The 26015-nt window shown below is 36.0% G+C and carries 29 protein-coding genes and 1 tRNA gene; 12 read left to right on the top strand and 18 right to left on the bottom strand.

Annotated elements, in window-relative coordinates; genetic code table 11:
• Nucleotides 1-44: 44 nt before the first annotated feature.
• The 9 genes from atpH to CGC47_RS07860 form a co-directional block, all read right to left on the bottom strand.
• Complete coding sequence (gene atpH / locus CGC47_RS07900) at nt 45-602, bottom strand: ATP synthase F1 subunit delta (RefSeq protein WP_042001043.1); 558 nt, start codon at nt 600-602, stop codon at nt 45-47.
• Between the two features lie 13 nt (nt 603-615).
• On the bottom strand, nt 616-1107 hold the full coding sequence (locus CGC47_RS07895) for a F0F1 ATP synthase subunit B (protein WP_013996303.1): 492 nt from the start codon (nt 1105-1107) through the stop codon (nt 616-618).
• 89 nt (nt 1108-1196) lie between these two features.
• Nucleotides 1197-1397 carry an ATP synthase F0 subunit C gene (gene atpE, locus CGC47_RS07890; protein ID WP_013996302.1) on the bottom strand — a complete coding sequence of 67 codons (201 nt, stop codon included), beginning with the start codon at nt 1395-1397 and terminating at the stop codon, nt 1197-1199.
• Between the two features lie 92 nt (nt 1398-1489).
• Nucleotides 1490-2566: a F0F1 ATP synthase subunit A gene (gene atpB, locus CGC47_RS07885; RefSeq protein WP_013996301.1), complete on the bottom strand. Its 1077-nt coding sequence runs from the start codon at nt 2564-2566 to the stop codon at nt 1490-1492.
• A gap of 159 nt (nt 2567-2725) precedes the next feature.
• Nucleotides 2726-3115: a hypothetical protein gene (locus CGC47_RS07880; RefSeq protein ID WP_095900210.1), complete on the bottom strand. Its 390-nt coding sequence runs from the start codon at nt 3113-3115 to the stop codon at nt 2726-2728.
• Entirely contained in the window at nt 3115-3342 is a 228-nt protein-coding gene (locus CGC47_RS07875) for an AtpZ/AtpI family protein (RefSeq protein ID WP_013996298.1), read from the bottom strand. The genes CGC47_RS07880 and CGC47_RS07875 overlap by 1 nt, the downstream gene beginning before the upstream one ends.
• The gene (locus CGC47_RS07870; RefSeq protein ID WP_041987646.1) at nt 3308-3736 is read right to left on the bottom strand and encodes a bactofilin family protein; all 429 of its coding nucleotides are present in this window, start codon (nt 3734-3736) and stop codon (nt 3308-3310) included. The genes CGC47_RS07875 and CGC47_RS07870 overlap by 35 nt, the downstream gene beginning before the upstream one ends.
• 85 nt (nt 3737-3821) lie before the next feature.
• On the bottom strand, nt 3822-6329 hold the full coding sequence (gene porW, locus CGC47_RS07865) for a type IX secretion system periplasmic lipoprotein PorW/SprE (RefSeq protein WP_095900209.1): 2508 nt from the start codon (nt 6327-6329) through the stop codon (nt 3822-3824).
• A gap of 147 nt (nt 6330-6476) precedes the next feature.
• Nucleotides 6477-6722: a hypothetical protein gene (locus tag CGC47_RS07860; protein ID WP_013996295.1), complete on the bottom strand. Its 246-nt coding sequence runs from the start codon at nt 6720-6722 to the stop codon at nt 6477-6479.
• A 276-nt stretch (nt 6723-6998) separates the two neighbouring features.
• Here CGC47_RS07860 and trmB point away from each other — a divergent pair, with 276 nt between their 5' ends.
• Nucleotides 6999-7673 (top strand): tRNA (guanosine(46)-N7)-methyltransferase TrmB, encoded by a 675-nt coding sequence (trmB, locus tag CGC47_RS07855; RefSeq protein ID WP_042001047.1) that lies wholly within the window; start codon nt 6999-7001, stop codon nt 7671-7673.
• A gap of 53 nt (nt 7674-7726) precedes the next feature.
• Here the strand turns inward: trmB and CGC47_RS07850 are convergent.
• Nucleotides 7727-7808, bottom strand: a tRNA-Leu gene (locus CGC47_RS07850).
• 152 nt (nt 7809-7960) lie between these two features.
• Between CGC47_RS07850 and purD the strand changes: the two genes are divergently transcribed.
• Together purD and CGC47_RS07840 are read left to right on the top strand one after the other, a co-directional pair.
• The gene (gene purD, locus CGC47_RS07845) at nt 7961-9232 is read left to right on the top strand and encodes a phosphoribosylamine--glycine ligase (protein WP_042001049.1); all 1272 of its coding nucleotides are present in this window, start codon (nt 7961-7963) and stop codon (nt 9230-9232) included.
• Nucleotides 9233-9250: 18 nt separating this feature from the next.
• A complete protein-coding gene (locus CGC47_RS07840; protein ID WP_013996292.1) occupies nt 9251-10930 on the top strand; it encodes a DUF6909 family protein in 1680 nt (559 codons plus the stop codon).
• 74 nt (nt 10931-11004) lie between these two features.
• Here the strand turns inward: CGC47_RS07840 and CGC47_RS07835 are convergent, their stop codons facing one another.
• The gene (locus CGC47_RS07835) at nt 11005-12042 is read right to left on the bottom strand and encodes an inorganic phosphate transporter (protein ID WP_042001051.1); all 1038 of its coding nucleotides are present in this window, start codon (nt 12040-12042) and stop codon (nt 11005-11007) included.
• 44 nt (nt 12043-12086) lie between these two features.
• Nucleotides 12087-13394, bottom strand: a complete 1308-nt coding sequence (gene brnQ, locus CGC47_RS07830) for a branched-chain amino acid transport system II carrier protein (RefSeq protein WP_013996290.1) — start codon at nt 13392-13394, stop codon at nt 12087-12089.
• Between the two features lie 360 nt (nt 13395-13754).
• Between brnQ and CGC47_RS07825 the strand changes: the two genes are divergently transcribed.
• From CGC47_RS07825 to CGC47_RS07800, 6 genes are all read left to right on the top strand, one after another.
• Nucleotides 13755-14873 carry an Mrp/NBP35 family ATP-binding protein gene (locus tag CGC47_RS07825; protein ID WP_041987661.1) on the top strand — a complete coding sequence of 373 codons (1119 nt, stop codon included), beginning with the start codon at nt 13755-13757 and terminating at the stop codon, nt 14871-14873.
• A gap of 98 nt (nt 14874-14971) precedes the next feature.
• The gene (locus CGC47_RS07820; RefSeq protein ID WP_042001119.1) at nt 14972-15214 is read left to right on the top strand and encodes a NifU family protein; all 243 of its coding nucleotides are present in this window, start codon (nt 14972-14974) and stop codon (nt 15212-15214) included.
• Between the two features lie 390 nt (nt 15215-15604).
• Nucleotides 15605-16354, top strand: a complete 750-nt coding sequence (locus CGC47_RS07815; protein WP_052456148.1) for a DUF6261 family protein — start codon at nt 15605-15607, stop codon at nt 16352-16354.
• 201 nt (nt 16355-16555) lie between these two features.
• Nucleotides 16556-17608: an NAD(P)/FAD-dependent oxidoreductase gene (locus CGC47_RS07810; RefSeq protein WP_095900208.1), complete on the top strand. Its 1053-nt coding sequence runs from the start codon at nt 16556-16558 to the stop codon at nt 17606-17608.
• 80 nt (nt 17609-17688) lie between these two features.
• Nucleotides 17689-18150, top strand: coding sequence for a DUF2750 domain-containing protein (locus CGC47_RS07805; protein ID WP_042001055.1), 462 nt, complete (start codon nt 17689-17691; stop codon nt 18148-18150).
• 22 nt (nt 18151-18172) lie between these two features.
• Nucleotides 18173-18502, top strand: coding sequence for a 2Fe-2S iron-sulfur cluster-binding family protein (locus CGC47_RS07800; RefSeq protein WP_041987672.1), 330 nt, complete (start codon nt 18173-18175; stop codon nt 18500-18502).
• Nucleotides 18503-18928: 426 nt separating this feature from the next.
• Here CGC47_RS07800 and CGC47_RS07795 read toward each other — a convergent pair whose 3' ends face one another.
• From CGC47_RS07795 to CGC47_RS07770, 6 genes are all read right to left on the bottom strand, one after another.
• The gene (locus CGC47_RS07795; protein WP_095900207.1) at nt 18929-20617 is read right to left on the bottom strand and encodes a glutamine--tRNA ligase/YqeY domain fusion protein; all 1689 of its coding nucleotides are present in this window, start codon (nt 20615-20617) and stop codon (nt 18929-18931) included.
• Nucleotides 20618-20700: 83 nt separating this feature from the next.
• Nucleotides 20701-21294 carry a hypothetical protein gene (locus tag CGC47_RS07790; protein ID WP_042001057.1) on the bottom strand — a complete coding sequence of 198 codons (594 nt, stop codon included), beginning with the start codon at nt 21292-21294 and terminating at the stop codon, nt 20701-20703.
• Between the two features lie 2 nt (nt 21295-21296).
• Nucleotides 21297-21875 (bottom strand): hypothetical protein, encoded by a 579-nt coding sequence (locus CGC47_RS07785; protein WP_042001059.1) that lies wholly within the window; start codon nt 21873-21875, stop codon nt 21297-21299.
• A 51-nt stretch (nt 21876-21926) separates the two neighbouring features.
• The gene (locus CGC47_RS07780) at nt 21927-22505 is read right to left on the bottom strand and encodes a PhnA domain-containing protein (protein ID WP_041985639.1); all 579 of its coding nucleotides are present in this window, start codon (nt 22503-22505) and stop codon (nt 21927-21929) included.
• Nucleotides 22506-22966: 461 nt separating this feature from the next.
• Nucleotides 22967-23524, bottom strand: coding sequence for a hypothetical protein (locus tag CGC47_RS07775; RefSeq protein ID WP_095900206.1), 558 nt, complete (start codon nt 23522-23524; stop codon nt 22967-22969).
• A 29-nt stretch (nt 23525-23553) separates the two neighbouring features.
• The gene (locus tag CGC47_RS07770; RefSeq protein ID WP_041988252.1) at nt 23554-23763 is read right to left on the bottom strand and encodes a hypothetical protein; all 210 of its coding nucleotides are present in this window, start codon (nt 23761-23763) and stop codon (nt 23554-23556) included.
• A gap of 166 nt (nt 23764-23929) precedes the next feature.
• On the opposite strand from CGC47_RS07770, the gene CGC47_RS07765 reads away from it, so the two are divergent.
• From CGC47_RS07765 to CGC47_RS07755, 3 genes are read left to right on the top strand one after another with little or no spacing between them, the layout of a single operon-like run.
• Entirely contained in the window at nt 23930-24778 is an 849-nt protein-coding gene (locus CGC47_RS07765; protein WP_095900205.1) for a DUF2911 domain-containing protein, read from the top strand.
• Between the two features lie 6 nt (nt 24779-24784).
• Nucleotides 24785-25324, top strand: coding sequence for a mechanosensitive ion channel domain-containing protein (locus CGC47_RS07760; protein ID WP_095900204.1), 540 nt, complete (start codon nt 24785-24787; stop codon nt 25322-25324).
• A gap of 59 nt (nt 25325-25383) precedes the next feature.
• The gene (locus CGC47_RS07755) at nt 25384-25992 is read left to right on the top strand and encodes a superoxide dismutase (protein ID WP_042001066.1); all 609 of its coding nucleotides are present in this window, start codon (nt 25384-25386) and stop codon (nt 25990-25992) included.
• Nucleotides 25993-26015: the final 23 nt, after the last annotated feature.

Genomic DNA, 26015 nt, shown 5'->3' with positions numbered 1-26015 from the left:
GTCGGTAGTCGACTGCTAATTATGTTCTACACTTTCTAATTCAATTACATTTGAACGTATAGATTTTCTTTAAAATTACGTTCAATTGCGGAAAATTTACTCGCTACGCTGGCATTGTATTGCAAATCTCCCACACGTAAAATAAAACCACCGATGATTTTGGGTTCTACTTTATTTTCAAGAGTTATGTTAGCGTTTCCTGTAAGCTCATATACTTTGGCAAGTACTTGTTTTTTAAGTTCCTCATTAAGAGGTATTGCCGTAGTTACATAAGCAGTTTTGTTATTTCTATATTCGTTATATTGCGTGATAAATTTTTGAGCCACTATATCCAATATGGGTAACCTTTTGTTTTGTTCCAACAATTTAAATAAACTTTGTGTTGGAGCAGAAACATCAGTAAATACTTTATGCAATACATTTTTCTTTACTGAAACTTTTACAATGGGGGAAATAAGCAATCTGCTTAAATCTTTATGTTGCTCAATAGTCTGATGAATCAGTTTCATATCTTCCATCACCTTTTCAAGCATATTTTGCTCTAAAGCGTGGTCAAGCAGTGCTTTTGCGTATCTGTTGGCGGCTCTAAATCCTTCGTACATAATGTAATGATTTTTAGTTTAGAGTGGCTTCTTTTAGGTACTCATTGATAAGAGCAGCTTGTTTTTTGTCGTCGGACAATTCTTGTTGCATTACTTTTTGAGCAATTTCAATAGAAAGAGCAGCTACTTTACCTTTCAAATCGGCAACAGCAGCTTTTTTCTCTGCCTCAATAACTTGTTTTGCTTGGACGATTAGTTTTTCGCCTTCTCTTTGAGCTTCATTTTTTGCTTCGGCTACTATTTTATCTTTTAACTCCTTAGCCTCTTTAAGCATTTGGTCGCGTTCGGCACGAGCTTCAGCTGCCAATCGTTCGTTATCAGCTTTCAAATTTGCCATTTGTTTACGAGCATTTTCTGCTGCATCTAAAGCCTTATTGATAGAGTCTTCACGTTGCTTAACAGCCGATAAAATCGGTTTCCAAGCATATTTTGTTAATAAAAAGAGGAGTATGACAAAAACCAATGTGTTCCAAAACAGAGAACTCTCAAAACTTACAAGATTCATACGTTTGCTTTAAAAAATATATTATTTGATAATTAAACTCTTTTATTTAAAATCACCTTATAACCAACCGTTATAAGGTGATTTTTTAATTATTTTGCGATTAACGCAACTACCACAGCAAAAAGGGCAGCACCCTCGATAAGAGCGGCAGCGATAATCATCGCAGTTTGAATTTTTGAAGCAATTTCGGGCTGACGAGCCATAGCTTCCATAGCGGCTGAACCGATTTTCCCGATTCCGATTCCGGCTGCCATAGCGGCGATTCCGGCTCCAATTCCTGCTAAAATCATAATAAAAAAATTAAATAGTTAATAAAAAATTAAATTCAAAATTTTAAATCATTTTCAGAAGCATTTCTATCAGTATGCTTTCCAAATACATTTTAATGATGTTCTTCCTCCACAGCTTGCCCTATAAATAAAGCAGAAAGTAGTGTAAATACATAGGCTTGTAGCAAAGCTACCAAAAGTTCCAAACAGCTAATAAACAAAGTAAAAGGAATAGATACTAACGAAGCCCAAGCTGTTCCAAATATGAAAATGAGTGAAATCAAACTTAAAATAATGATGTGTCCTGCAGTAATATTGGCAAACAAACGCACCATTAAGGCAAAAGGTTTGGTGAACATTCCCAAAATCTCAACAGGAATCATAATAGGTAATAACCAAACAGGTACCCCAGGTGTAGCGAAAATGTGCTTCCAATAATTTTTATTACTGCTAAATAATGTTATTAAAAACGTTACCACGGCCAAAAAGCCTGTGAAAAGAATATCATTGGTTAGTGTTCCAGCAAACGGAAAGAAAGGAATTAAGCCAAAGAGGTTTCCTATCCAAATCAGGAAAAATACGGTCAATAAGTACGGCATATACTTGGCGTATTTTTTCTCTCCGATATTAGGAACCGCTATCTCATCGCGTACAAAAAGCACTATGGGTTCAAAAAAACCAGCAATTCCTTTAGGAGCTCTTTGGTTTTTGGCGTATGATTTTGCCATAGGAATGAAAATCAGAAGCATCAAAACCGAAATCAGAATTAACGAAAACACGTTTTTAGTTATCGAAAAATTCAAAGGACGAGCGTTAACTACCTTATGCTCGGCATCATAAGTGATTCCGTTTTGCTCATTTGCGTAATAAATGGTTTCGTGATAGCGGACAAATTTCATACCCTTGCGCTCCACAGCCACCTTCCCATCATTATCGTGATGGAACTCGCTGGACATAAAAGTAACCAAGCCGTTTTCCGTCCAAAGGATTATAGGAAGTGCAAAAGAAACGGAAGACTCCCCCGAACCATACACGTGAAACTCGTGAGAATCACTAATATGGTGCATAATCATTTCGGTAACATCAATTTCCTCTTTGGGCGATTTTTCATTTTCAGTAGAAAATCCTTTAAAAGGTAATAAAAAAACTGCAATCAGTGCAATTTGCTTGATTATGTTCTTTGAAATCATTGTGTTTTATAAAAAGTATAAAATATGTTTTTTATTTAGTTTGGGCAAATGTACATTTTCAAACCGATTTTTGGAAATTTTTTTGTTTCTTTTTTAAATTCAAATATGTTAAAATGAAAAAAATGTTCTTTTACAATACGATTTTAACAGCAGAAAAAATCAAGATTTATGGGATAAACGCATTAGTTTTATGGTAAAAACGGCTTCAATTATCATATACACTATATAGGGAATGAGCAAAAACAAAACCTCTACAATAGGGGTTTTTTCTGCTACTCTTGAAAGCGGAATTACAAAAGCAATTACAGCAAACATCCGTATTAAAGAAGTTGCTAGAAAAGCGAAAGCTGTATATTTAGCTGAAATGAGGTTTGTTAGGTATATTGGAAACATAACCCCTAGCGAAAGCCCTAAATGAAACAGAGCTACTTTTTCTGGTGTAACGTGTAAATTCAGGTTGTAATATTCCACCAAAAAACGCTCAGCAAAGAACACCAAAGCCGAGAGTAACACCACGTACACCGAAAATCTTAAAAATAAAACATTCATTAAGACTCGTCGGATATATTTTTAACTTGTTTGATTACAGAAAAAAGCGCAACAAAAACTCCAAACAACGAAAGCACTACCGTAAATAACGGATACAAATTTGGGTATTTACCATCAATCCAATCTCCGGCAAATACGCAAAGTGTGATGATTATTGCCATTTGCAGACCTGCATTGGAGAGTTTAATCCACTTATTTATTGACTTTTTCGGTAACGGGTCTTGCATTAGGTTCTTTAACAGTTGTTTTTGTATCTGAATTTTTAGCTTCTTTCATTGTACAGCTCACGTTGAAAACGGCGCCAGGTTCTATGGCTAATTTCTGCACGAAAACTTCACCTTCAATCACTGCTGATGATTTTAAAGTCAGTACATTGTTTACCCGAAGATGTCCTTCTACTCGCCCCTCTATATCTGCGTTTTCACAGACTACATTCCCTTTAATGACACCCGTTCTGCCCACAACCAATTTGCCTGATGTTTGAATATCACCCTCCAATTCCCCATCAATACGAAAATCAGATTTTGAACTGACCTCTCCTTTAAATTTGGTTTCGACAACAATCCGATTGCTGGAACTTAACGTATTTTCTGACATAACTTTTTTATTTTCCTTAAACATATACAATATGATTTAAAAACGATGATATGAGGCTCAAAGGTATTTATTTTAATTTATTTTTCCTATAAATTTCTGTTTTTTAACTTTAAGGCATTTGTGACTGTATAAAGGTCAGATATTTTTCTTTACTTTTCTGAATCTGAACTTGTTGGTAATTTTCTGAAGCAATTGGGAAATTATTTTGCTGTAATTGATATTGTTTTACAAAATCATCTAAATCTTTTAGTACAGCGAGTGCTGTTTGCTGATTTTGCATTCCGTGTACTACTAACCAAGTTTCTTTGCTATCATAAACATCTTGTGAAACAAAAAGCTTTTCGGATATGTTTTCTATCTTTTCCGAAAGCTGCGATTTCGCTTTAGTTAAATCTTCGTGTGAAATACCATAAAAAATCAATTTCCAAGTTTTGGTTTTTTCGTGGGGCAGAAATTCCTCATTGGCTGTGGTGAGTTGCTCCAAATGAGCTTTTGCTATTTTGCTTTCCTCAGTGTCTGGAAAATCAATGGAAATGGTTTCCAGCGCCTCTTTATACGAAGCTATCCCTTTTAAACGCCCTTGCACTTGTGCTGACAACAAAGCCAATTGAGGCGCTACAGTTGTTTCCTTAAATCCGATTTGCTGGTTTTTCAGTTGATTATATGCCTCTATTACATTTCCGTTTTCAAATTCAGTAGTTACTGCAGTCAAAAACTGACGCGCCTGTTGATTTTTAGCCTCTTGAGAGGTTTCTCCGCCCTTTAAAAGATGAGCATAATCGGAATTCGGATATTGTGAAAGAAGTTGGTCTTCATATATTTTAGCTTTTTCTGGAGTAAATTCGATGTGATTTTTATACAATTGGTAGAGGGTAGCGGGTTTTAGGTCTTCCTCCACATTCTCCGAAAGCACACGTTCCAATCGGTTTATTGCCAATTGGTTATCGTTGAATTTAGACTTGTATGAGACGCCGAGTTGGTAAAGTGCTTGGTTTCTTTCTTGCTCTAAAGTCACAATTTCTGATGGATTTTTAGGTAATTGCGCTATGAAAAAGTCTGGTGTTAGGTGCTCGTTTTCTGATTTTTTTTCTTGTTCGAAAGTCCCTTTTTCATCATTATGCACTTTACCTGCTACCGATAACCACCTCCAATTGTCTTGTAATTTACGATTTCCCCAAAACTGCTGAAACTGCTGTTTCCCATAAGAAACCGTCATCGGATTGTAAAAATAAAATTTGTCTCCTTTTTGTTCCACAGTAGATAAAATCAAACCATTACCCGACTGAAAGTTTTCTTCTTTACGCTCATTTTCTGCTTCTTTTTGCAAAGAGGTGATGTGTTTTTCAAAAAAATGACGTTGCTCATTTTGTGACATTTTTACTAAACTCAAAACGCTATCATTTTGTTTTACTAAAAACTCAAGTTCGGTGATTTTTGCAAGATTCTCCCTTTTTCGCTCCAAAAACAAGCGCTTGAAGGTATGCTCGGGTACATAAACCAACGTACTATCAAAATGATGATACGCTGCTACATAATCTTTGGAGTCAAAATAAATTTCGGCTAAACGTTCGTGCGCTTGGGCTTTAAGGGAGTTATTTTGTTGGTTATTTTTGAGGGATTTTCTGTAAAAATCAGCAGCTGAAACCTTGTTGCCGTCTTTTTGGAGCAATTCAGCGTGTTGATAATACAACACATCCAAATAATTTTTATGTTCGTAACGCTTTTCCAATTTAGACAAATACTTCAAAAAGGCTTGTTTTTCTTCGAAAGTAAATGTTTTGTTACGTGCCCAACCCGCTTGTGCTTCTACCCACAATCGGCGCGGAATTTTCCAATTTAACTGAACCACTTTTTCGTAAGCAGTGGTAGCCAAATCTTTATCGCGTTTTTTTTCATACAATTGAGCAGCTATAAAATAATATCTTCCACGCAGTGATTTATTTTTAGTGAATTTACCTGCTTGGTAGAGTGCATTGGCTGCCGCATCGTATTGCTCCTGATTGATATAAGCCTGTCCTAAAGTAGCATATGCTTCCGCCTTGTCTTGTCGTTTTAATTTTGCTTCGGAAAGTATTTTTTGCAGATTAGTGATGGCTATTTTATCTTTTCCGAGTCGAAGATTGGTTTTTTGCGCCCAAATGTTAGCTTCATTATGATGCTCGGTTTTTCCGTAGTTGGTAAGCAGGTGATTAAACGCCTCTAAAGCAGGAAAAAAACGTTCATTGTAATATCGGGCTTTTCCTAAGAGCATATAAGCATCATCTATTTTGTAATTGCGTTGCTCTCCTTTAAAAACCATAGAGTGCTTTTGAATAGCTTTTATGGCTTTTTCTTCAGCGCGTTCAAAATGCTCATTACCTATACCATCGAGTTGTATTTTACCACTCATTTTTATGGGTTCCACAGGTAAAATTTCGTCGAATTGGTCTTGATACTGTTCATCTAATGCTTTTTTACCGATTTCAAAGGCTTCTTCTCCATTGAATAGTACATTATATTTGGTTACTATGGGCTGCATCTGCCTGTTATAGTAGGTATTAGCATTGGGTGTACAACCGACAAAAAATGCCAATAAAGGTAAAATAAAATAAACTTTGTACGATGTATGTTGTTTCATTACCCGATTTTCTTAACTGAAAAACAATTTTTTAAAATGAAATATGTTGGCAAGGTAATGTTTTTTTTCAAGATAATATATTAAAAAAATGAAAAAAGCGATAAATCAACCGATTTACCGCCTTTTTTTCAATATGCGTAATTAAATTTAAGCCTGAGCTTCAGGTGCCCACGAAGAGCATAACATCTCTGAAGAAGCCTTTTGAGGATGAGCACATTTCGAAGTATTGAAACGAGCACAAGTTCCGCAACTAACGGCCTCTTTTGCAGCAACAACCATATCAAAGCTATCACAAGTGTATTTTGCTTCTACTTTGGTTTCGTGCACTTTACAAACATTATTTTCTTTCAAATTTTGGCAGTTGATACAGCCACTTACTAAACGGATTGCCATAACAAAATATTTTTAAATGGTTATTTTTCTATTATTACGAGGCAAAGGTAAGTCAAGATATATTTAGAAACAATTTAAACAACTGAAAATAAAGTATTTATATTTAGATTGATTTTTAAAAAGAGTTTTTAAAGCAATAGGGGCAATGTTTTACAACTTTTGTTTTTCACTGCGTATTCCTTCATTGAAAAAGGGAATATAGGATCAAAAAACTAAACTAAATTCAGAGATAACAAAGAAAATATTTAATAATTTTGCCCACAAATTTAACTAAACGTGGGAAGTAAAAATAAACTCAAAAGATTTAAGGAAAATGAAACTTTTCCTAATGTTATTCAGCCCGATAGAGACTCACTTATAGGTGAAAAGTTTGCATACAAAGGGCAATGGAATACCTCTTTCTTCAAAAACGATAATCCTATTGTTTTGGAATTGGGCTGTGGCAAAGGCGAGTATTCAGTAGGATTAGCGAAAAAACATCCAAATAAAAATTTCATAGGTATTGATATTAAAGGAGCTCGTTTTTGGCGAGGTGCTAAAACGGCTTGCGAGGAAAATATCAGCAATGTTGCTTTTTTACGTACACAAATTGAACTTATTGCTCATTGTTTTGCGCCAGAGGAGGTTAGTGAAATTTGGATTACCTTTCCTGACCCTCAAATCAAATACAAACGCACCAAACATCGGCTAACTAATACCGATTTTTTACAGCGTTACAAGCAAATTTTAAAGCCTGAAGGCTTTATTCACTTAAAAACCGATAGTGAATTTATGCACGGATATACCTTAGGATTATTGCACGGCTTGGGGCACGAAGTTATTTATGCCAATCATAATATTTACAATAGCAGTGGTATTCCTGAGGAAGTTACTGAAATTCAGACTTTTTACGAACAATTTTATTTAGAACAGAATAAACCCATTACCTATATACGTTTTCGGATAAAGTAGAAAAAATTAAGCCTTAATATGTTTCTTATCAACAAATTAAGGCTTTTGATTTGTGCGGGTGAAGGGACTCGAACCCCCACGCCGTGAAGCACCAGATCCTAAGTCTGGCGTGTCTACCAATTTCACCACACCCGCGGTAAACAGCGTTACGGGTGCAAATATAGACAAGTTTTTTGAAATAAAAATCTTTTTTGAAAAAAATCTTTCAAAAGGCAAAAGTAACGATGCGTCGCTTATGAAAGAATCACTCGTATTTTTGTATATTTGCACAAAACATTCAATTGATTATGAATATACTTATTTTAGGTTCGGGGGGTAGAGAACACGCCTTTGCTTTAAAAATCAGCCAAAGTTCATTATGCAGTCGTCTTTTTGTGGCGCCTGGCAATGGTGGAACTTCGCAAATAGCAGAAAATATAAACATAGTTCCTACTAATTTTCAATCGGTAAAAAAAATCGTCTTAGAGAAAAACATTACTATGGTTATTGTAGGTCCAGAAGACCCATTGGTACACGGAATCTATGATTTTTTTCAAGAAGATACGGATTTAAGCCACGTTCAAGTGGTAGGTCCTTCCCAAAAAGGAGCAACTTTGGAAGGAAGTAAGGAGTTTGCCAAAGAATTTATGAAGCGACATCAAATTCCAACAGCAAAATACGAGAGTTTTACGGCTGAAACCCTACAAAAAGGTTATGAATTTTTAGAAACTTTATCTCCACCCTACGTATTAAAAGCAGACGGATTGGCTGCTGGGAAAGGCGTTCTCATCGTACAACAGCTAGAAGAAGCTAAAGCTGAACTTAAAAATATGTTGATGAATCAAAAGTTTGGCGCTGCTGGTAAAAAGGTAGTGATTGAGCAGTTTTTAAGTGGAATAGAACTGAGTTGCTTTGTACTTACCGATGGAACAAACTACAAAATTCTTCCCACGGCAAAAGACTATAAACGTATCGGTGAGGCGGATACAGGACTTAATACAGGCGGTATGGGAGCTGTTTCTCCCGTGCCATTTGCTGATGCTTCTTTGATGCAAAAGATTGAAAATCGAATAGTAAAACCCACCATATTAGGGCTTCAGAAAGAAAAAATAATCTATCAAGGATTTATTTTCATCGGGCTAATAAAGGTTAATGACGACCCTTATGTGATAGAATATAACGTTCGTATGGGCGACCCTGAAACTGAAGTGGTTTTACCTCGCATCAAAAGTGATTTAATCCCAATTTTTAAATCTCTAAAAGACAATACGTTGCATCAAACTAATTTAGAAGTTATTCCTGAAAGTGCCACTACGGTAATGATGGTTTCTGGTGGATATCCTGAGGATTATGAGAAAGGAAAAATCATTTCTGGAATTGAAAATGTCAAAGATAGCATCGTTTTTCACGCAGGAACCACTCTAAAGAATAATAATTTAGAGACCTCTGGCGGACGTGTTTTAGCAGTAACTTCTTTTGGTCAAAATTTTAAAGAAGCCCTTCAAAAGTCATACGAAAGTATCGCAAAAATTCATTTCGATAAAATGTATTTCAGAAAAGACATCGGTTTTGATTTGTAATTCGCAAAAATCATTTCTATGAAATTAAAGGAAAAAAATAGAGCTCAAGAATCCACTAACGCCATAGAGCGGTTGTATATTACAATGCGGCATTTATTCACGCGAGGATTTTACAAGCCGATGGGCATTTCAGGAGAGGCACTGCGTGAGTCCTTGCTGTTACTTCGCCCCGAAATTTACGGAAGTATTGCCGAAAACAAAACTGAACTGAATGGGCTAGTGTACGTGTTAGAACGTCTGCCAGAAGGTATAGAACAATGTAGATACATCAATTTAATTTCCGATGAAGGATACCGAAAGTCACATTTCAAACCCATAGTACCACCTAAACGCCGTAGAAATTGCTATCGTATTGATGAACAGCAAATGAGTGTAGAAATTACACGAGGGCGCTCTGATATTTATGACATCTTGACGCATTTGACCTTTCTTTTTATTGAATCGCATAAAATTGCTCGAAATTTCATTTTGGAAGAAGGAAAGACTTCTCGCGATTGGGAAAAAATTGTACAAGCGGTGGCTAAAAAAGAGCTTACACAAGCTGAAAGAGAAGCTGCTTTTATTCACGTAGGCAATATTTTAGGGCGTACTTTTGAAGAGGTACTGTACACTCATAAGGCATTGGCTACCAAAACTCATCCTGATCGGTTTATACATATTGTTTATTGGCTTGGAAAATTGGCTTATGATGAATTGATAGCTGATCAGAAAAGAGTGATTACTTTTAGTCCTGTGCTACGTGAAAGGCTTGGGCATCACATTTACGGAGAAATTTGGGCGAATATTATCAAGAAAACCCTGAAAAAGTACGCATTACTGGACCGCCCTTTGCATATCATTAGTGCAAATATGCACAGCGTGATGAATAGTTTATTTGCACATCAAGCCCTTTCGGATATCGTTGAAAACAAATCACGCATTGAAATTTTTCAAATGCTTAGCAAACCCGAAAACGATACGCTTCGAGCTAAGGTAAAAGATTTTGCTCACGAAAACGGAATGATTTCAATAACAGATACTTCAGGAACCAATATAGATGTTCAAATTTTTGATACTGAAAAAATTGATTTTTCGCAAACCCCATATGATTTTTCACAAAAAGGGCAACAAAAACCTGTTTTGTTTGTGATGGATTATGCTTTTGGAGAGCAAGCCTATGAAACTATTGACGAACTGTTAAAGCCTTTCCGAGAGCATAAAAAAACACATTTTTTGAATGTGCATTCCATTTCAATTATGGGTAAAGCAGGTATTTTGGAGGGTAAAAAAGGTGATTTGATGATTCCTTCGGCACATATTTTTGAAGGTACAGCAGATAATTATCCTTTTAAAAATGAACTTTCTAAATCCGATTTTGATAATCAAGGGTTGCAAGTTTTTGAAGGAACTATGGTTACAGTTTTGGGGACTTCTTTACAGAACAAAGATATTCTAAAGTTTTTTCACGAATCCACTTGGAATGTTATTGGGCTTGAAATGGAAGGAGTGCATTACCAAAAAGCCATTCAGTCGGCATCGAAAATACGTAATAGTATCCGCGAAGATGTTAAAGTACGCTACGCTTATTATGCTTCGGACAATCCTTTGGAAACAGGAAGTACCCTTGCCTCAGGTGGATTAGGTACAACCGGAGTTAAGCCTACTTATCTTATTACCAATAAAATACTAGAGCAGATTTTAGGAAAAACAAACTCATAGAAAAGATTTGATAGTTGTGTTGTAAAAGCTAGTATCATATTTTTTACAACGCAACTTTACTTTTTTAGAAAAGGTTACAGATGTCCCAAAATATCTGCTAAATATATCAGTAATAGCGATAAAATGAAAGAAAATATGGGGGCAATCATCCACATTGTAAAGAATTTTTTTACTTGTGTTTTTCTAAAAATGTTCTTTCGCCCCATTTTTGCTACACCAATTCCTAGAATGGCAGCCACATTGACTTGAACTAACGAAGAGGGTACTCCTTTTAGTAATGATGCCAAAAGTAGCAAACTACCCGAAATGAAAGCAATGATAACGGCTTCGAATTTACCAAATAAGACAATCTCTTTACCGGTGTTTTTCACGATTTTATGTCCAAAGAGTGAACTTCCGATGCCAAAGCAAGGTGCAACAATCAAAGTGGAAAGAATCATAATGAGTAAAAAGTCCGATTCAGACTGCATTTTCAGCTCATTGATGGTCATTGAGGCTATTGGACCAGCAGCGTTTGCCACATTATTTGAACCAATAGCAAAGGACACGTAAAGTGACATCAGTAGTAAGACCGTATTCCAAATGGGCTTCATATTTTCATTTTGTGCCCTTAAAAGGGTTAATCCGCGCCGCCTCATCGGTTTATATATGTATTTTCCACAGAGGTAGGCAGCAAAAAAGGAAATGATGGGTAAAAACACCCACATCGGGATAATCTCTAATAGCAATTTTCGGCTGTCCAGAACGTGATAGTACAAAGCAGGAGCCGTTACTGCCAATACCGCAACTTGACTGGTGGATTGTGGAATTCCTGCAATGTTAGCAAAAAGCATAGTAACGGCTATAGAAAAAAGAATGATGCAAACCACTGTAAAGGACATATACGAGGGGTCAAGGATACCTTTTCCCATTGTGGTTGCTGTTTCCTTTCCTGCAATGATAGCCCCCAAGAAAACCACTACACCAAAAACGCCAGGAATTAAACTTCTGCGAATAACATTAGCACCATAACTTGCTGAAAATGCTGGAGCTGTTCCGCTTCCGCCCATAGTAATGGCTAATGCCATCGCTAAAATGTAAGGAATTAGCAATTGATTAAAAATGGGTGACATATCTTTTCTTTAATGCACAAAAATAGTAAAAATAAATAAAACACCTATCGGTGTTTTATTGCAAATTGGTTCACCAAAGCCAGTACTACAAAAGTGATAAAGGAAGGGAGTAACCACTCTAAGCTGTGTTCACTTAAAGGAATGCTATTTTTGAAACGAAACAGACCACCAAAGTTCAGTTGTAGATTTTCAAGTACCGAAATGAGCGAAATTAGTCCTGTAACAATTAAAACTCCTAAATAAGGGAATTTAGCTTTTACCAGTTTGCCAAAAATGAGTATGTACACTATTAGAGCCAAGGTGATTGGATAGATAAATAGCAGAATGTTTACCGCATAGCTAATAATTTGATCAACACTGTTCACCGAAAGCAATAAGGAAATAATGGTACAACCTATAACTCCCCAACGATAGGGTATTTTTCCTCGTGAAACTCGCTCAAAGAAGTCACCCATTGCCGAGGTTAAGGCAATTGCCGTAGTCAGACAAGCAAAGGCTATGGCTACCGAAATGACATAGGTACCATTGCTACCCAAAATTGATTTTGAAATATGTAGCAGCAAATCGGTGCGCGAAACGTTTTGTGAAGTCTCATATGTTGTAGTTGCTCCTAAATAAATTAGTCCGCCGTAGATAAAAACAAGAGCTAAAGTAGAAATAACTCCTGCTGCAATAGTAATTTGTGAACGCTCTTTGACCGAAACATACCCATAGCTCATCACTGCCGAAATAATGATACCAGCGAAGGTTACAGCAGCTAAAACGTCTAAGGTTTGGTATCCTTCTGTAAACCCTAAAACAAAGGCTTTTGAGAAATCCAGAGGGCTTGTTGATATAGGGGTTGGCTGATTGACAATTCCCATAAGAACCAATACCGCTAAAGAAACAAGTAGGAAAGGTGTTAGAAATTTCCCAATAATATCTACAATTTTGGTTTTAGAAATAGACAAGACCAGTACAATTCCGAAAAAAATAAAAGCAAAAATAATGTTGCTTAGACTTGGAAATAGTGGCGAGATGCCTACTTCAAAAGTGGTAGCTCCCGTTCGGGGAATGGCAACTAAAGGTCCGATACAGAGTATGATTAAAAAAGCAATTACCGAAATCACTTGCGGATGCACTCGTTTGCCTAAATCTACAAACGAAGTACCTGTACGAATAACCATCAGTAATCCTAAAAATGGAGCTAAAATGGCGGTAACAAAAAAGCCTAACAGAGCAGCAAACCATTGCGACCCCGAAGTCAAACCAATATACGGCGGAAGAATAAGGTTTCCTGCACCAAAAAACATAGCAAATAGGGCAAAACCGATAGTAGTTGTGTTGATGATTCTGCGTTTTGGTGAGTTCATAAATGCAAAAGGTTACAAAATTAGTCTATCAAAAATTATAGAAAAGATGAAAATAAAGAGCAAAGCAAAGTAAAAAAAATATGAAAAGCAAGATTTTTATTTAAGTTGATAGAAAATAAGCACCAGAATTGAGAATATTTCATTGATAGTTGGGGTGAAGTTTAATTTACCGTAATTTGTAGCTATCATTTGCAAGGCGATGACAAAGTTCTTCTTTTCTGATGATAGTTTTTTCGGTATTTTATTTCTTTTTAAGTGAAGTAAATAGTATATTTGTGGATTGATATTTATGGGCAGATTTTTGATGTGCCGTTTCTTTTTAAAAAGTAAAATATACAAGCATAAATAAAGGCTAATTTAATGAAAAACATTCAGAAAAAAGACGTTTTGGAGGCATTACGCAAGATAACCACCCCTGGCGAAGGTAAAAATATGGTGGATGGTGGTGCTATTCAAAATATAGTGGTTTTTGGTGATGAGGTGGTAGTTGATGTAGTGATTGACAATCCCAGCTTACAGGCAAAAAAACGTACAGAGGTAGAAATTATCCGTGCTATTCACGCCGAAGTGTACGAAAAAGCCAAAGTGGTGGTCAATGTGAAGGTAATTGCCCCTGAAAAACCTGAAATAAAAGGAAAACCGATACCAGGTATCAAGAATATCATTGCTGTAGCTTCAGGTAAGGGTGGAGTTGGCAAATCTACCATTACATCGAATTTGGCGGTTGCCCTTGCTAAAATGGGATTTCAAGTTGGGCTTTTAGATGCCGACATCTATGGTCCTTCCGCGCCTATTATGTTCGATGTGGAGCAAGAAAAACCCCTATCGGTTACCATTGATGGCGTATCGAAGATGAAGCCTATTGAAAACTATGGTGTTAAGCTCTTATCCATAGGATTTTTTACCAACCCCAATCAAGCGGTGATATGGCGCGGACCTATGGCAGCCAAAGCACTTAATCAGATGGTATTTGATGCACATTGGGGCGAGTTAGATTTTTTGTTGATTGATTTACCTCCTGGAACTGGTGATATTCACTTAAGTATTATGCAAGCCTTACCCGTTACTGGGGCTGTGGTGGTGAGTACACCTCAAAATGTTGCCTTGGCTGATGCCCGAAAAGGAGTAGCAATGTTCCGTCAAGAGGCTATCAATGTGCCTGTGCTGGGTATTGTAGAAAATATGGCATATTTTACCCCTGAAGAACTTCCGCAAAACAAATATTATATCTTTGGTAAAGAGGGGGCAAAAAATTTATCGGCAGATTTAGACATACCTTTCTTGGGCGAAATTCCGTTGGTGCAAAGCATTCGCGAGGCAGGTGACGTGGGGCGTCCGGCGGCCTTACAAAGTGGCACTCCGCAGGAAAAAGCCTTTACAGAACTTGCCAAAAATGTAGTTTCACAGGTAGTGAAACGCAATGAGAGTCTTCCGCCTTCCGAAGCAATTAAAATTACTACAATGGCAGGTTGTAAGTAGTCTTTGGTGTACAGAATTATTATAAAAAATCCTGAAAAAGATTTTATTTTTAAAAGATTATAAAAAATTTGACGCAAAAAAGAAATCAAAATATAACTATGGAAAATAAAAATATTACAGAGCGAGTTCATCAAGCCTTGGAAGAAATCCGACCGTACTTGCAAAATGATGGTGGCGATATCTCATTAGTTGCCATTGAAGAGGAAGGAAAAACAGTTAAAGTGCGCTTGGAAGGAAACTGTTTGAGTTGCTCTATCAATCAAATGACCTTGCGTAGTGGCGTAGAAATGACAATTAAGAAATACGCTCCAGAGGTACAATCAGTAATAAACGTACAATAAATTAGCTAATTTTATTATTAGTAGGCTTTAAAAGGCGGAATATTGAGCTTATATAAAATAAATTTTATTCAAAAGGTGATTTATTTTTGCTCTTTTAGTTTTGTTTGATATAATAATGAAGATTGATTAGTATTTTATTTATTCAAAAAAGTCAAAAGGAACTTTATTTTTGGTAAAATAAAATCAATTAAGACTAAAAGGAGGTTTAGTTGTGTTTAATGAATTTAGAACAACCTTGTTGGGCGACCAATTGGGTATTTTGATAAAAATATTACTTTAAAAAAAAGTTGAAGTAATGGTGTTGTTTATGTTTTTCCTTTAAAAGGAAATCAAAGTTTATTTTTATAATATAAATAATGTTCAAAAACTAAATTTACAACTGAAATGAGAATGAAAAAATTAACAGCGCTTGATATAACTAAGTTATATAATGCAGAGTTTGCCCAGCTGATAGCTCGTTTTTTGGAAGATTTTTCAAAAAGCGACTTGGAAGCTAACACAGATGAAGATTTAAAGGAGCTAATGGAGTCGTTAAAAACACAATTGCCAGACTTTAATGCTGCTTCTGACCAAGTTCGTGCCAGTGGTGAGTCAGCTAAAATTGTACAGGCTGATTCCGAGCGCGATGCTACCCTTCGTGCACTTAAAGACGCCTTAAAAGCCTACAAAAATACTAAAGTACATTCTGAAAAAGAAGCCTACACAGCACTGGATTTGCTACTTTCAGAGTATAAAGGTGTAGAAACAAACAGCTATGAAGTGCAAACCAATCGTTTGGCAAATTTGGTTGAACGTTTGCAGAGCGAGGCTTATAAAAAACACGTTAATGAATTAGCTATTGCCAAGTTTGTAGAACGTTTGCATCAAGCCAATACCCATTTTGATGAATTATTTGCCAATCGCTCTTTCTTGCTTTCACAACGTAAGAAATACAATGCCAATGAGCTAAGAAAAGCTTTGGTTTTTGATTATCGTAAAATTTGTAATTATGTAGAGGCTGTGGCTAATGTTCGTAAAGATAATTTTTATACTGAAATGTTAGCTATTATAAACAACTCACGCAAATACTTTGCTGATACGGTACTTTCACGCCGAACTAAGAAAAAAGAAGCAAAAAAGGAAAGCCCGAAAGAGGAATAGAACTTTTAAAATCAATAATATGAAAATTAATTTGCATTATTGATGTCTTTTTTAGTGGTGTAGCTATAAATAGACTTTTATGCTGATTTTTTTTGAAAGATAAGTCTAATTAGCAAAAAGCATTTATATAAAAATGATATCACAAGGAATGTAAAGTAAGCATAAATAAAAACTTTTAAATAAGGAAATATAGTATTGATAATGAAACAAACTGATATTATTATCATAGGGGCAGGACCAACGGGGCTTTTTGCCGTTTTTGAAGCCGGACTGCTCAAGCTCAAATGCCATTTGATTGATGCTTTGCCTCAACCAGGTGGGCAATTGGCTGAACTTTATCCTAAAAAGCCAATATTTGATATCCCAGGCTATCCCAGCGTAGGTGCTGGGGAACTTATTGATAACCTAATGGAGCAAATCAAACAGTTTCAGCCTGAATTTACACTCTCTGAAACCGCCGAAAAAATTGATAAGCTTGAAGACGGAACTTTTATTGTTACTACTAATAAAGGAACGCAAATCAAAGGGAAAGCCGTTGCCATAGCAGGAGGATTAGGAACATTTGAACCCCGAAAACCCGAAATACCCAATTTGGAAGCCTATGAGGAAAAAGGAGTAGAGTACTTTGTGAAAAATCCGGAGCAATTTCGAGGTAAAAATATCGTCATTGCAGGGGGAGGCGACTCAGCTTTGGACTGGTCGATATTCTTAGCAAATGTAGCTGCTTCAGTAACATTGGTGCATCGCCGTAATGAATTCCGTGGAGCATTAGATTCTGTAGAAAAGGTGCAAAAGCTAAAGAATGAGGGTAAAATAAATCTCCTTACTCCTGCCGAAGTAGTTGAGGTAATCGGAAATGGAAAGGTAGAAGCGGTAATTATTGAAAAAGAGGGGGAAAGGCAAACCTTACCAACCGATTATTTTATTCCGCTCTTTGGGTTGGTGCCTAAATTAGGTCCTATCGCCAATTGGGGGCTCGAAATCGAAAAGAATGCAATAAAAGTAAATAATGCTTTGGATTATCAAACCAACATTGAGGGAATTTATGCCATAGGTGACGTAAATATCTACCCAGGAAAGCTCAAACTCATTTTGTGTGGTTTCCACGAGGCTACCCTAATGTGCCAAAGTGTTTATAATCGCCTCAATCCGAATAAGAAATATGTGCTAAAATATACGACTGTTTCAGGAGTGGAAGGATTTGATGGCTCTAAAAAAGAAGCCGAAAAAGCAGTAGTAAAAGTCATAGAATAATCAGATAGAATGAAGACAAAAAATTGCCCAATAAGGGCAATTTTTTCGTACAATCAGTAATAAGGAAAACAAATAAAATAATGTTGCAAAATTCATCAACTATTGATGCTCGTTATGAGCATTTTATTAGTAAAGTAGTGCAGACTCAAATCATTTATACCCTTGAAGATAAGCAAGGCGTAGCCATTTGTGGTTCGAATGATTTCGAATTAGATGGTGAGCCTGTACCTGTATTACTTTTTTGGTCAGATAAAGTACTGGCTAATGCGTGTAAGGTAGAAGAATGGGCTTCTTATGATGTAAAGGAAATCCCATTAAATGAGTTTATAGAGAATTGGTGCTTAGGGATGTATGACGATGAGGTGGTTTCGGGTATTGAATTCGATGCAAACCTTTTCGGAAGAGAAGAATCACCCTTGCAACTTCTGGAGGACTTAATCGCAGAGATAAAAAGCACCAAAGCAACTATTTCCTTCAAGCAATTCAAATCTGTTGCCGATATGGAAAGTTATTTAAGCGAAATAGGAGACACTTTGAATTAGCAGTAAAAAAAGAGAACGTATAATGAGCGATGTAACGATAAAAATAACAGACAGAGATGGCATACAGCACACCATACAAGCTCCTACCGATATGGGAATGAGTCTTATGGAGGTGGTTCGTGCCTATGAATTGGCAGAAGAAGGCACTGTGGGAGTTTGTGGAGGTATGGCAATGTGTGCCTCGTGTCAGTGCTATGTAGATGATGATTTTCCGCTCCCAGAGAAGTCAGATGAGGAAGAAGCAATGCTCTTTGAGGCGTATCACGTTCAAGAAAATAGCCGTTTGGGTTGTCAAATTCCCATTACCCCCGATTTGGAGGGACTATCTGTAACATTAGCTCCGTATCCGTAAGCAAAGGACTATTTTTTCAGTACAATACATCTTTAATGGGGTTGTTTATTAAAATATTTATAGATTTTAAAAGTCTATTGAAGTGGTATCAGTTCTAATAACATCATCAAAAAAGAAATGGAAAGCAACACTTCCAATGTGGAGATTGTCAGACCTGACAAGTTGCTCCTAAGCAGAGTTTGCTTTCTCTTACAATCAACACACAAAATTTAGGGATTTTCTATCAATTAAAAAAGTACCATTTTTTTCCACTTTGCCCTAAATCATCCTAATACAAAAAAATAGAGGATAAACGGTTCTTGAAAAGGTCTCAAAATACAAAAATTATTTTTTTCATAATTATTGACTTTTGTAATATTTTGTCAGTCTATACCTATAGAAGTATATTAAAAAAACAAGGGCAAGTTTTTGCCCTTAGCTAAATCACTATTTCTCTTCTACCTTCGTCCAAGTATCTTTCAGTCCAACGGTTTTATTGAAAACCAATTTTTCGGGGGTTGAATCAGGGTCGAGACTGAAATAGCCCAATCGTTGGAATTGGAAGCCCTCGCCCACTTTGGCATCTTTCAAACTCGGTTCCACGTAAGCGGTCGTCACTTTAAGTGAATCGGGATTTACGTATTCCAAAAAGTCCTTTTCTTGACGGTCAGGCTCGGCAACGGTGAACAAACGGTCGTAAATACGTGCCTCCGCCTCCAATGCGTGAGGAACTGATACCCAATGCAATGTACCTTTCACTTTGCGTTTACTCGCCTCCGTACCGCTTCCACTACGGCTATCGGGGTCATATGTACAATGAATTTCGGTAATATTTCCGTTTTCATCCTTCACAACACTTTCTCCCTTAATAATATACGCATTTTTTAAGCGAACTTCCCCACCTAATTTCAACCGGAAAAATTTGTTGTTGGCTTCTTCTCTAAAATCTTCCTTTTCGATATAAATTTCTCTCGAAAAAGGCACTTTTCGGAATGTCAAAACCTCTTCTTCGGGATTATTTTCAGCATCTAACCATTCTTCTTTTCCTTCGGGATAATTGGTAATCACCAGTTTAACAGGGTCAAGCACCGCCATTACGCGATTTGCTTTTTTGTTCAAATCCTCGCGAATGCAAAACTCTAATAATGAAACATCTATCAAATTTTCGCGTTTGGCAATTCCGATGGTGTCAGCAAATTTTCGGATAGACTCGGGCGTGTAACCTCTTCTGCGTAAGCCTGATATGGTGGGCATACGCGGGTCGTCCCAACCCGAAACGTGTTTTTCGTTGACCAATTGCAACAATTTTCGTTTGCTCACAACGGTATGCGATAGGTTTCGACGAGCAAACTCACGTTGTTTGGGGCGGACTTTATCTTTGTCAATAATTTGGTCTAAAAACCAGTCGTACAATTCGCGGTGTGGCAAAAACTCAAGCGTACAAATGGAGTGCGAAATTTGCTCCAAATAATCGCTTTCGCCGTGAGCCCAGTCGTACATAGGATATATACACCACTGATTTCCAGTACGATGATGACTTGAATGCATAATTCGGTAGATGATCGGGTCACGCATCAACATATTAGGCGATGCCATATCGATTTTGGCACGAAGCACATATTTTCCGTTTTCAAATTCGCCGTTTTTCATTCGCTCGAAAAGTTGTAAATTTTCCTCAACGGAAGTATTTCTATACGGACTTTCAGTACCGGCTTGGGTAGGAGTTCCTTTTTGTTTGGCGATTTCCTCGGAAGTTTGCCCATCTACATAGGCTTTTCCTTGTTTGATGAGCTGCACCGCCCAATCGTATAATTCTTGGAAGTAATCAGAAGCGTAACACTCTCTGTCCCACTCAAATCCGAGCCACTCCACATCGCGTTTGATGGCATCAACGTATTCTTGCTCTTCTTTAGACGGATTGGTATCGTCAAACCGCAGATTTACAGGCGATTGATAACGCAACCCCAATCCGAAGTTCAAACATATTGAACTAGCGTGACCAATGTGCAAATAGCCATTAGGCTCTGGTGGGAAACGAAAACGCAACTTGCTAGAAGAAAATCCATTTGCTAAATCTTCTTCAATAATATTTTCAATAAAATTATTTGATTTTTGTTCTTTTAATTCCTCTAACATAAAATTTGAATTTGAAGCCACAAAGTTAACCTTTTTTGAAAATTAAATGTAAACTCAGTACAAGGTTTTTTCTTTTTCAAATGTTATCTTGCTGAATAACTGAGAGAACGAATCCGCTCACGAGCCACTCTTTCTATTTTTGAAACATTTTCTGCGGAAATGACTTCAACCTTATAGGGAACGAAAACTTCTGTTTTGTCTTTCCTTTCATACTTACCTATTTTTAATGTAAATCGAATGTAGCTTTTGTGTATATCCACTTTTATTTCATCGGTAAAAAGTTCCCACATATAGATTTTCACATCTCCTTTTTTGTAATGAATAAGCCTTGTGGGAGTGCCTACAAAATAGCCTCCTTCGCTGAAAATCATAAAAATAGCTGACATAAAAACCCACATACCTGCAAGCGAAAATAAACTTCCTATAACCAACACGGGTAATCTACCCTCTGAAAGAAGTGCTATAATATTGGTTTCTTCCCCGTATTCTCCTCGAAGAAAGGCAAATAAATTCATTTCGATATCTAAAACAAAAACACCTACCACACTAAAAATCAACCCCATAACAAATGATAAAATCACATTGTTCCAAGTGGCACTTCGTCGGGAAAAACTAAAAAATTCTACATTTTCACCATTAATTACATAATTCAGTGACTGAGGTATTGTTCTTTTCATTGTTAAAATGCAAATTTGTTACTATCTTTATTTTCAGTAATTCGCTGACGAGAAATCCGTTCTATTTCTAAAATATTATCTGCTGAAAATAAATTAATCACATCACAAATCATATACATATTACCTTCTACTTCTACTTTTAGATTGCTATGCAGAAAAAAAGTAATATAACGCTTAGAAGAGTTCATATCAATATTCCCTGTAAAATCACCCCACGGATATATTTGGGTAGAGCCTTTTTTGTAATGAATTAAACGTGTGGGCGTTCCGACAAAGTGACCTCCATTTTGAAAGAAAGAAACCACTCCCCAAATCGTTATTCCTATACCAATAAGTACAAAGATACCACTGACCATTATCATAAAGGCATTCATCGTGTTATAAAAAGAATCTCCTCCAGCCCCAATTTTTTTCTCGAAATCGAATCCTCCAATTCCTAAAACCATTATTGTCAAAAGTATTCCAAAAAATATAAAGAAAATAGAGGCTAATCTAGGCACTTTTCGTTCAGCAAATACATAAAAATCAATAGTTTCGTCTCCAATAGTGGATCGCAATTCATTTAAAATAGTTTGTTTCATATTCTGCTTTCAGTTGGTACAAAACCTATTTTGAACGTAACTCTATTGTAACTATGCCTTCTTAACGTATTGAGTAACAATAACGATTTGTTGTCCATCTACTTTGCCTTCGATATAGTTAGCGTTTTCGTGGTCTAATGAAATTTTTCGAACTACGGTGCCTTGTTTGGCAACCATACTACTACCTTTAACTTTTAAATCTTTAATTAATACTACGTTATCTCCAGCTTGAAGTACAGCACCATTACAATCACGATGAATGATTTTTTCGCTTTCGTCTAAATGGTCGTTTGATGCTTTGGCAAAAGCCAGTTCTTCGTCATCCAAATACAACATATTGAGCAGGTCAAGCGACCAACCTTCATTTTTTAACCGATTGAGCATTCGCCACGCCATTATTTTCACTGCCCGATGCTCACTCCACATACTTTCATTGAGGCAACGCCAGTGGTTAGGATCGGTAGTTTCGGGATTTTCAATTTGCGAAATACACGTAGAACAAGCCAAAAGGCTACCATCAACCCCACCAGTACCCGTAGGTGGAACTTCGTAAATGGCTAAATTTTCAGTTGATGTACAAAATTCGCATTGATTTTGGCTTCGGTTTTTCAATTCTTCAAGTAAACTCATTTCTATAATTTTTTTAATGATTTTGTAGGCAAAAATAAAACTAAATCACAAAATTAAAAGATGTTTATGTACACTAAAATAACGTGAGTTCTTACAATATGGGACCTGTTGTTTTAAGAAAGAGGTAAATACATTGTAATTTATTCAATTAAAATAGATTTAACTTTGATTTTTTATATAAAAATGAGCTTATTTACAATCATTCCCATCAGTTTGTTTTGGAAAGCTATATCAAAGGGCAATATATACATTCTACATTTTTCAGTTATTTCTAATGAAAAAGTGTATTTATCCGAATAATATGAAGCTGAATGTTTTTGTTCTTTGTTTGGTCAATTGAGTAGCATAATTGTTTAAGCTGTTATTTTATAATGTATTGCTATAAAATATATTAGGCGAATTTTGTTCATGTTTTTATAATTTAAAAATCCGCCGACTGGCGGATTTTATTATCTTATTTTTTACATTACAAAAATGCAGTAACTTCCTTTCTTAATTGTTAGAGTATTCGCTTTTTTTGATAACAAATGGACATCTTTTTGAAACTCTATTAACATAATCTCTCCCGTATCCTTTTTAAGGTGAGAAATTTTTAGCTCTTTTATACAGGTATCACATGAACCATCAATTGTTGAAAGCATATAGTCCTCCCCTTCAAAATTGTAGGAAATTTTATTAGATAGATAATAGTAATCATAGCTAAAAAAAGACCTTTTATCCATCTGAACGGAGTACTTTTTAAAACTACAATCATACACCTGTTCACTATCAGGTACTACTGTAAATTTACCATCAGGTGAATTTACTTTTTTTGTAATATTTTTTCCCTTAAAACTAATAAAAAATAAACCATTCGCACTTGCTTGGTGAGACATATACTCACAACAATCCTTAAACACAGAATTAGATTCACTACATAAGATTGGCTCCGTTTGATTTTCGTACGATTTGGTTTGGGAAAGAACGCTAAAAGAATGCAATGATGCACTCATCACAAAAAATAACAAATATAATTTCATAATTTCACAGTTTAGTTTTCTATTCTTAATTAGTCAATAAGACCATGCCCATCAGATAACGCATTTTGAATTCCTTGCATAGTTCCAAAGATTTCCATTTCTTTTTCAAGTTCTGCTAAAGCTAACTTAACTTGTTTTCTGTTTACCTTCGTACTATTTTCAAATACACTAACAAAATTAAAAATATCTATTTTAAAAGCAAAAAAGAAATCAAAATTATTTTCTTTACTTTTGCTCAAATTTAACTTAATATATATTTAAAATCTTTTCTATTGACGGCTTAAGGATACGCATTTTTGATTTTCACTAATTTAAGAAATTTCGTTAAACCGCTAATTGTTGCTTAAATATTCCAAATTTTGGTTATATCTTTGGGCAATAAGTTTTTTAAAATGCTATATACGTATGAAAAATAGAATGTTTTTTTGGGTTGCTTTATTTTGGGTGATTTGTGTTTGGGGGCAGGTTAAAACGCCCGATGTGAGCCCCAAATCGGTGGTAAATCAAACCATTGGACTTACGGAGGTAGAGGTAGTTTATTCACGTCCGTCCATAAAAGGGAGAATGATTTTTGGTGATTTGGTACCTTTCGATAAAATTTGGAGAACTGGAGCCAATGCGGCTACTACCATTGAGTTTTCAACCGATGTTACCTTTGGAGGGATTCCAGTTAAGGAAGGAAAATATGCACTATATTCCGTTCCAGGAAAGAAGCTATGGAAAGTACTTTTGTATGCCGATCATCAAATTTGGGGTGATCCAGGTAATAACTACGACCCCAAAAAAGTGGTCGCCGAAGTTACAGTAACTCCTCAAACGATAAGCCCCAAGGTAGAAACGTTTCGTATTGGTTTTGATGAACTTAAACCCAATGAAGGCTTTTTAAGCATCACTTGGGAACAAACTTTAGTGCAAGTGCTTGTTGGGGTTAATTCACATCAAGTTGTTTTGGAAAGTATCAAAAAAACAATGGCAGGACCTACGGCTTCTGACTATCATAGGGCTGCAGCCTATTATTTTGAACAAAATATGGATTTGGATAAAGCTATAGAATGGGTAAATAAAGCCGCTGAGCTGAACCCTAAAGCCTATTGGGTACTTAAATTGAAATCGGAAATACAAGCCGCTAAAAACAATTTTACAGATGCCTTAAAAACAGCCAACCAAGCCCTTGAAGCAGCTCAAAAGGCAGGAAATCAAGGATACGTTAAAATGATTGAACAAAATATAGCGCTTTGGAAGAAAAAACAGTAATACAAAATGACTACAATTTTTGACGCTTCCTTTTTTAAAGATCACAGTCAACAAATCATAGCGACTGTGTTGGTAATCATTGCTTTTTTAGTCGTGCGCTTAATTACCAACTCCCTTATCTATAAATTCGGTAAAAAGTCCGACTTTTCTCAAGCGAGGATAAATTTGGTAATCAAGTATATGAATATGTTTATTACCTTGTTTGCCTGCGTTTTACTCATTACGGTTTGGGGAGTAGAAGGAGAGCGGGCATTGCTAGTAATTTCATCAATATTTACCGTTATTGGGGTGGCAATGTTCGCTCAATGGTCTATTTTAAGCAATATTACAGCAGGAATTATTTTGTTCTTTTCATTTCCCTTCAAGATAGGAAATCGCATTCAGATTATGGATAAAGAATACCCCATTGAGGCAGAAATTGTGGATATAAAATCTTTTTATACCTTACTCAAAACTAAGGATGAAGAGCTGATATGTTATCCGAATAACTTATTGCTTCAAAAAGGAATTGTTATTATGGGTAACGCCAATCTATCAACCGATTGATTTGTTAAATCCGTATTTTTTTATTATATTTGTTCCCATAACTAAAAAATAAAAATACTATGTCATTTGAATTACCCAAATTACCTTATCCTTACGATGCATTAGAGCCACACATTGATGCTCGTACTATGGAGATTCATCACACCAAGCACCATAATGCTTACACTACTAACTTGAATGCGGCTGTTAAAGATACTGCATTGCAAGATAAATCTATTGAAGAAATTCTTCAAAATCTAGATATGAAAAATAGTGCCGTTCGTAATAACGGAGGAGGATATTATAATCATAACCTATTTTGGGAAGTTATTTCACCCAACGGAGGTGGAAAACCTTCAGGAGCTTTGGAAACAGCTATCAATGAAACTTTTGGTAGTTTTGAAGAATTCAAGAAGGCTTTTTCAGCGGCAGCTGCCACTCGTTTTGGCTCGGGTTGGGCTTGGCTTTGCGTACATAAAGGCGGAAAACTTGAAATTTGTTCGACAGCCAATCAAGACAATCCGTTGATGCCTGAAATGGGTTGCTCGGGTACTCCAATTTTGGGGTTAGATGTTTGGGAACACGCCTATTACCTGAACTATCAAAATCGTCGTCCTGATTATATTGAAGCCTTTTTTAATATTATCAATTGGGAAAACGTAGCACAACGTTACCAGAAAAACAAATAGAGAAATAAGTTGGTTTCATAACT

Origin of the sequence: Capnocytophaga canimorsus (assembly GCF_002302565.1) — a bacterium.
Classification (GTDB): Bacteria; Bacteroidota; Bacteroidia; order Flavobacteriales; family Flavobacteriaceae; genus Capnocytophaga; species Capnocytophaga canimorsus.
The sequence above is the reverse complement of the archived record's forward strand: the minus strand, read 5'-3'. Positions and strand labels throughout refer to the sequence as shown.

Coding starts and splice junctions, on each gene's coding strand:
- atpE (WP_013996302.1), bottom strand. CDS start 1,397: ATGATTTTAGCAGGAATTGGAGCCGGAATCGCCGCTATGGCAGCCGGA.
- CGC47_RS07875 (WP_013996298.1), bottom strand. CDS start 3,342: ATGCAAGACCCGTTACCGAAAAAGTCAATAAATAAGTGGATTAAACTC.
- brnQ (WP_013996290.1), bottom strand. CDS start 13,394: ATGAACTCACCAAAACGCAGAATCATCAACACAACTACTATCGGTTTT.
- CGC47_RS07860 (WP_013996295.1), bottom strand. CDS start 6,722: ATGGCAATCCGTTTAGTAAGTGGCTGTATCAACTGCCAAAATTTGAAA.
- atpH (WP_042001043.1), bottom strand. CDS start 602: ATGTACGAAGGATTTAGAGCCGCCAACAGATACGCAAAAGCACTGCTT.
- CGC47_RS07790 (WP_042001057.1), bottom strand. CDS start 21,294: ATGAAAAGAACAATACCTCAGTCACTGAATTATGTAATTAATGGTGAA.
- CGC47_RS07760 (WP_095900204.1), top strand. CDS start 24,785: ATGACTACAATTTTTGACGCTTCCTTTTTTAAAGATCACAGTCAACAA.
- CGC47_RS07815 (WP_052456148.1), top strand. CDS start 15,605: ATGAAAAAATTAACAGCGCTTGATATAACTAAGTTATATAATGCAGAG.
- purD (WP_042001049.1), top strand. CDS start 7,961: ATGAATATACTTATTTTAGGTTCGGGGGGTAGAGAACACGCCTTTGCT.
- CGC47_RS07820 (WP_042001119.1), top strand. CDS start 14,972: ATGGAAAATAAAAATATTACAGAGCGAGTTCATCAAGCCTTGGAAGAA.
- atpB (WP_013996301.1), bottom strand. CDS start 2,566: ATGATTTCAAAGAACATAATCAAGCAAATTGCACTGATTGCAGTTTTT.
- CGC47_RS07840 (WP_013996292.1), top strand. CDS start 9,251: ATGAAATTAAAGGAAAAAAATAGAGCTCAAGAATCCACTAACGCCATA.
- porW (WP_095900209.1), bottom strand. CDS start 6,329: ATGAAACAACATACATCGTACAAAGTTTATTTTATTTTACCTTTATTG.
- CGC47_RS07795 (WP_095900207.1), bottom strand. CDS start 20,617: ATGTTAGAGGAATTAAAAGAACAAAAATCAAATAATTTTATTGAAAAT.
- CGC47_RS07755 (WP_042001066.1), top strand. CDS start 25,384: ATGTCATTTGAATTACCCAAATTACCTTATCCTTACGATGCATTAGAG.
- CGC47_RS07800 (WP_041987672.1), top strand. CDS start 18,173: ATGAGCGATGTAACGATAAAAATAACAGACAGAGATGGCATACAGCAC.
- CGC47_RS07870 (WP_041987646.1), bottom strand. CDS start 3,736: ATGTTTAAGGAAAATAAAAAAGTTATGTCAGAAAATACGTTAAGTTCC.
- CGC47_RS07880 (WP_095900210.1), bottom strand. CDS start 3,115: ATGAATGTTTTATTTTTAAGATTTTCGGTGTACGTGGTGTTACTCTCG.
- CGC47_RS07780 (WP_041985639.1), bottom strand. CDS start 22,505: ATGAGTTTACTTGAAGAATTGAAAAACCGAAGCCAAAATCAATGCGAA.
- CGC47_RS07835 (WP_042001051.1), bottom strand. CDS start 12,042: ATGTCACCCATTTTTAATCAATTGCTAATTCCTTACATTTTAGCGATG.
- CGC47_RS07805 (WP_042001055.1), top strand. CDS start 17,689: ATGTTGCAAAATTCATCAACTATTGATGCTCGTTATGAGCATTTTATT.
- CGC47_RS07775 (WP_095900206.1), bottom strand. CDS start 23,524: ATGAAATTATATTTGTTATTTTTTGTGATGAGTGCATCATTGCATTCT.
- CGC47_RS07765 (WP_095900205.1), top strand. CDS start 23,930: ATGAAAAATAGAATGTTTTTTTGGGTTGCTTTATTTTGGGTGATTTGT.
- CGC47_RS07825 (WP_041987661.1), top strand. CDS start 13,755: ATGAAAAACATTCAGAAAAAAGACGTTTTGGAGGCATTACGCAAGATA.
- CGC47_RS07785 (WP_042001059.1), bottom strand. CDS start 21,875: ATGAAACAAACTATTTTAAATGAATTGCGATCCACTATTGGAGACGAA.
- CGC47_RS07810 (WP_095900208.1), top strand. CDS start 16,556: ATGAAACAAACTGATATTATTATCATAGGGGCAGGACCAACGGGGCTT.
- CGC47_RS07895 (WP_013996303.1), bottom strand. CDS start 1,107: ATGAATCTTGTAAGTTTTGAGAGTTCTCTGTTTTGGAACACATTGGTT.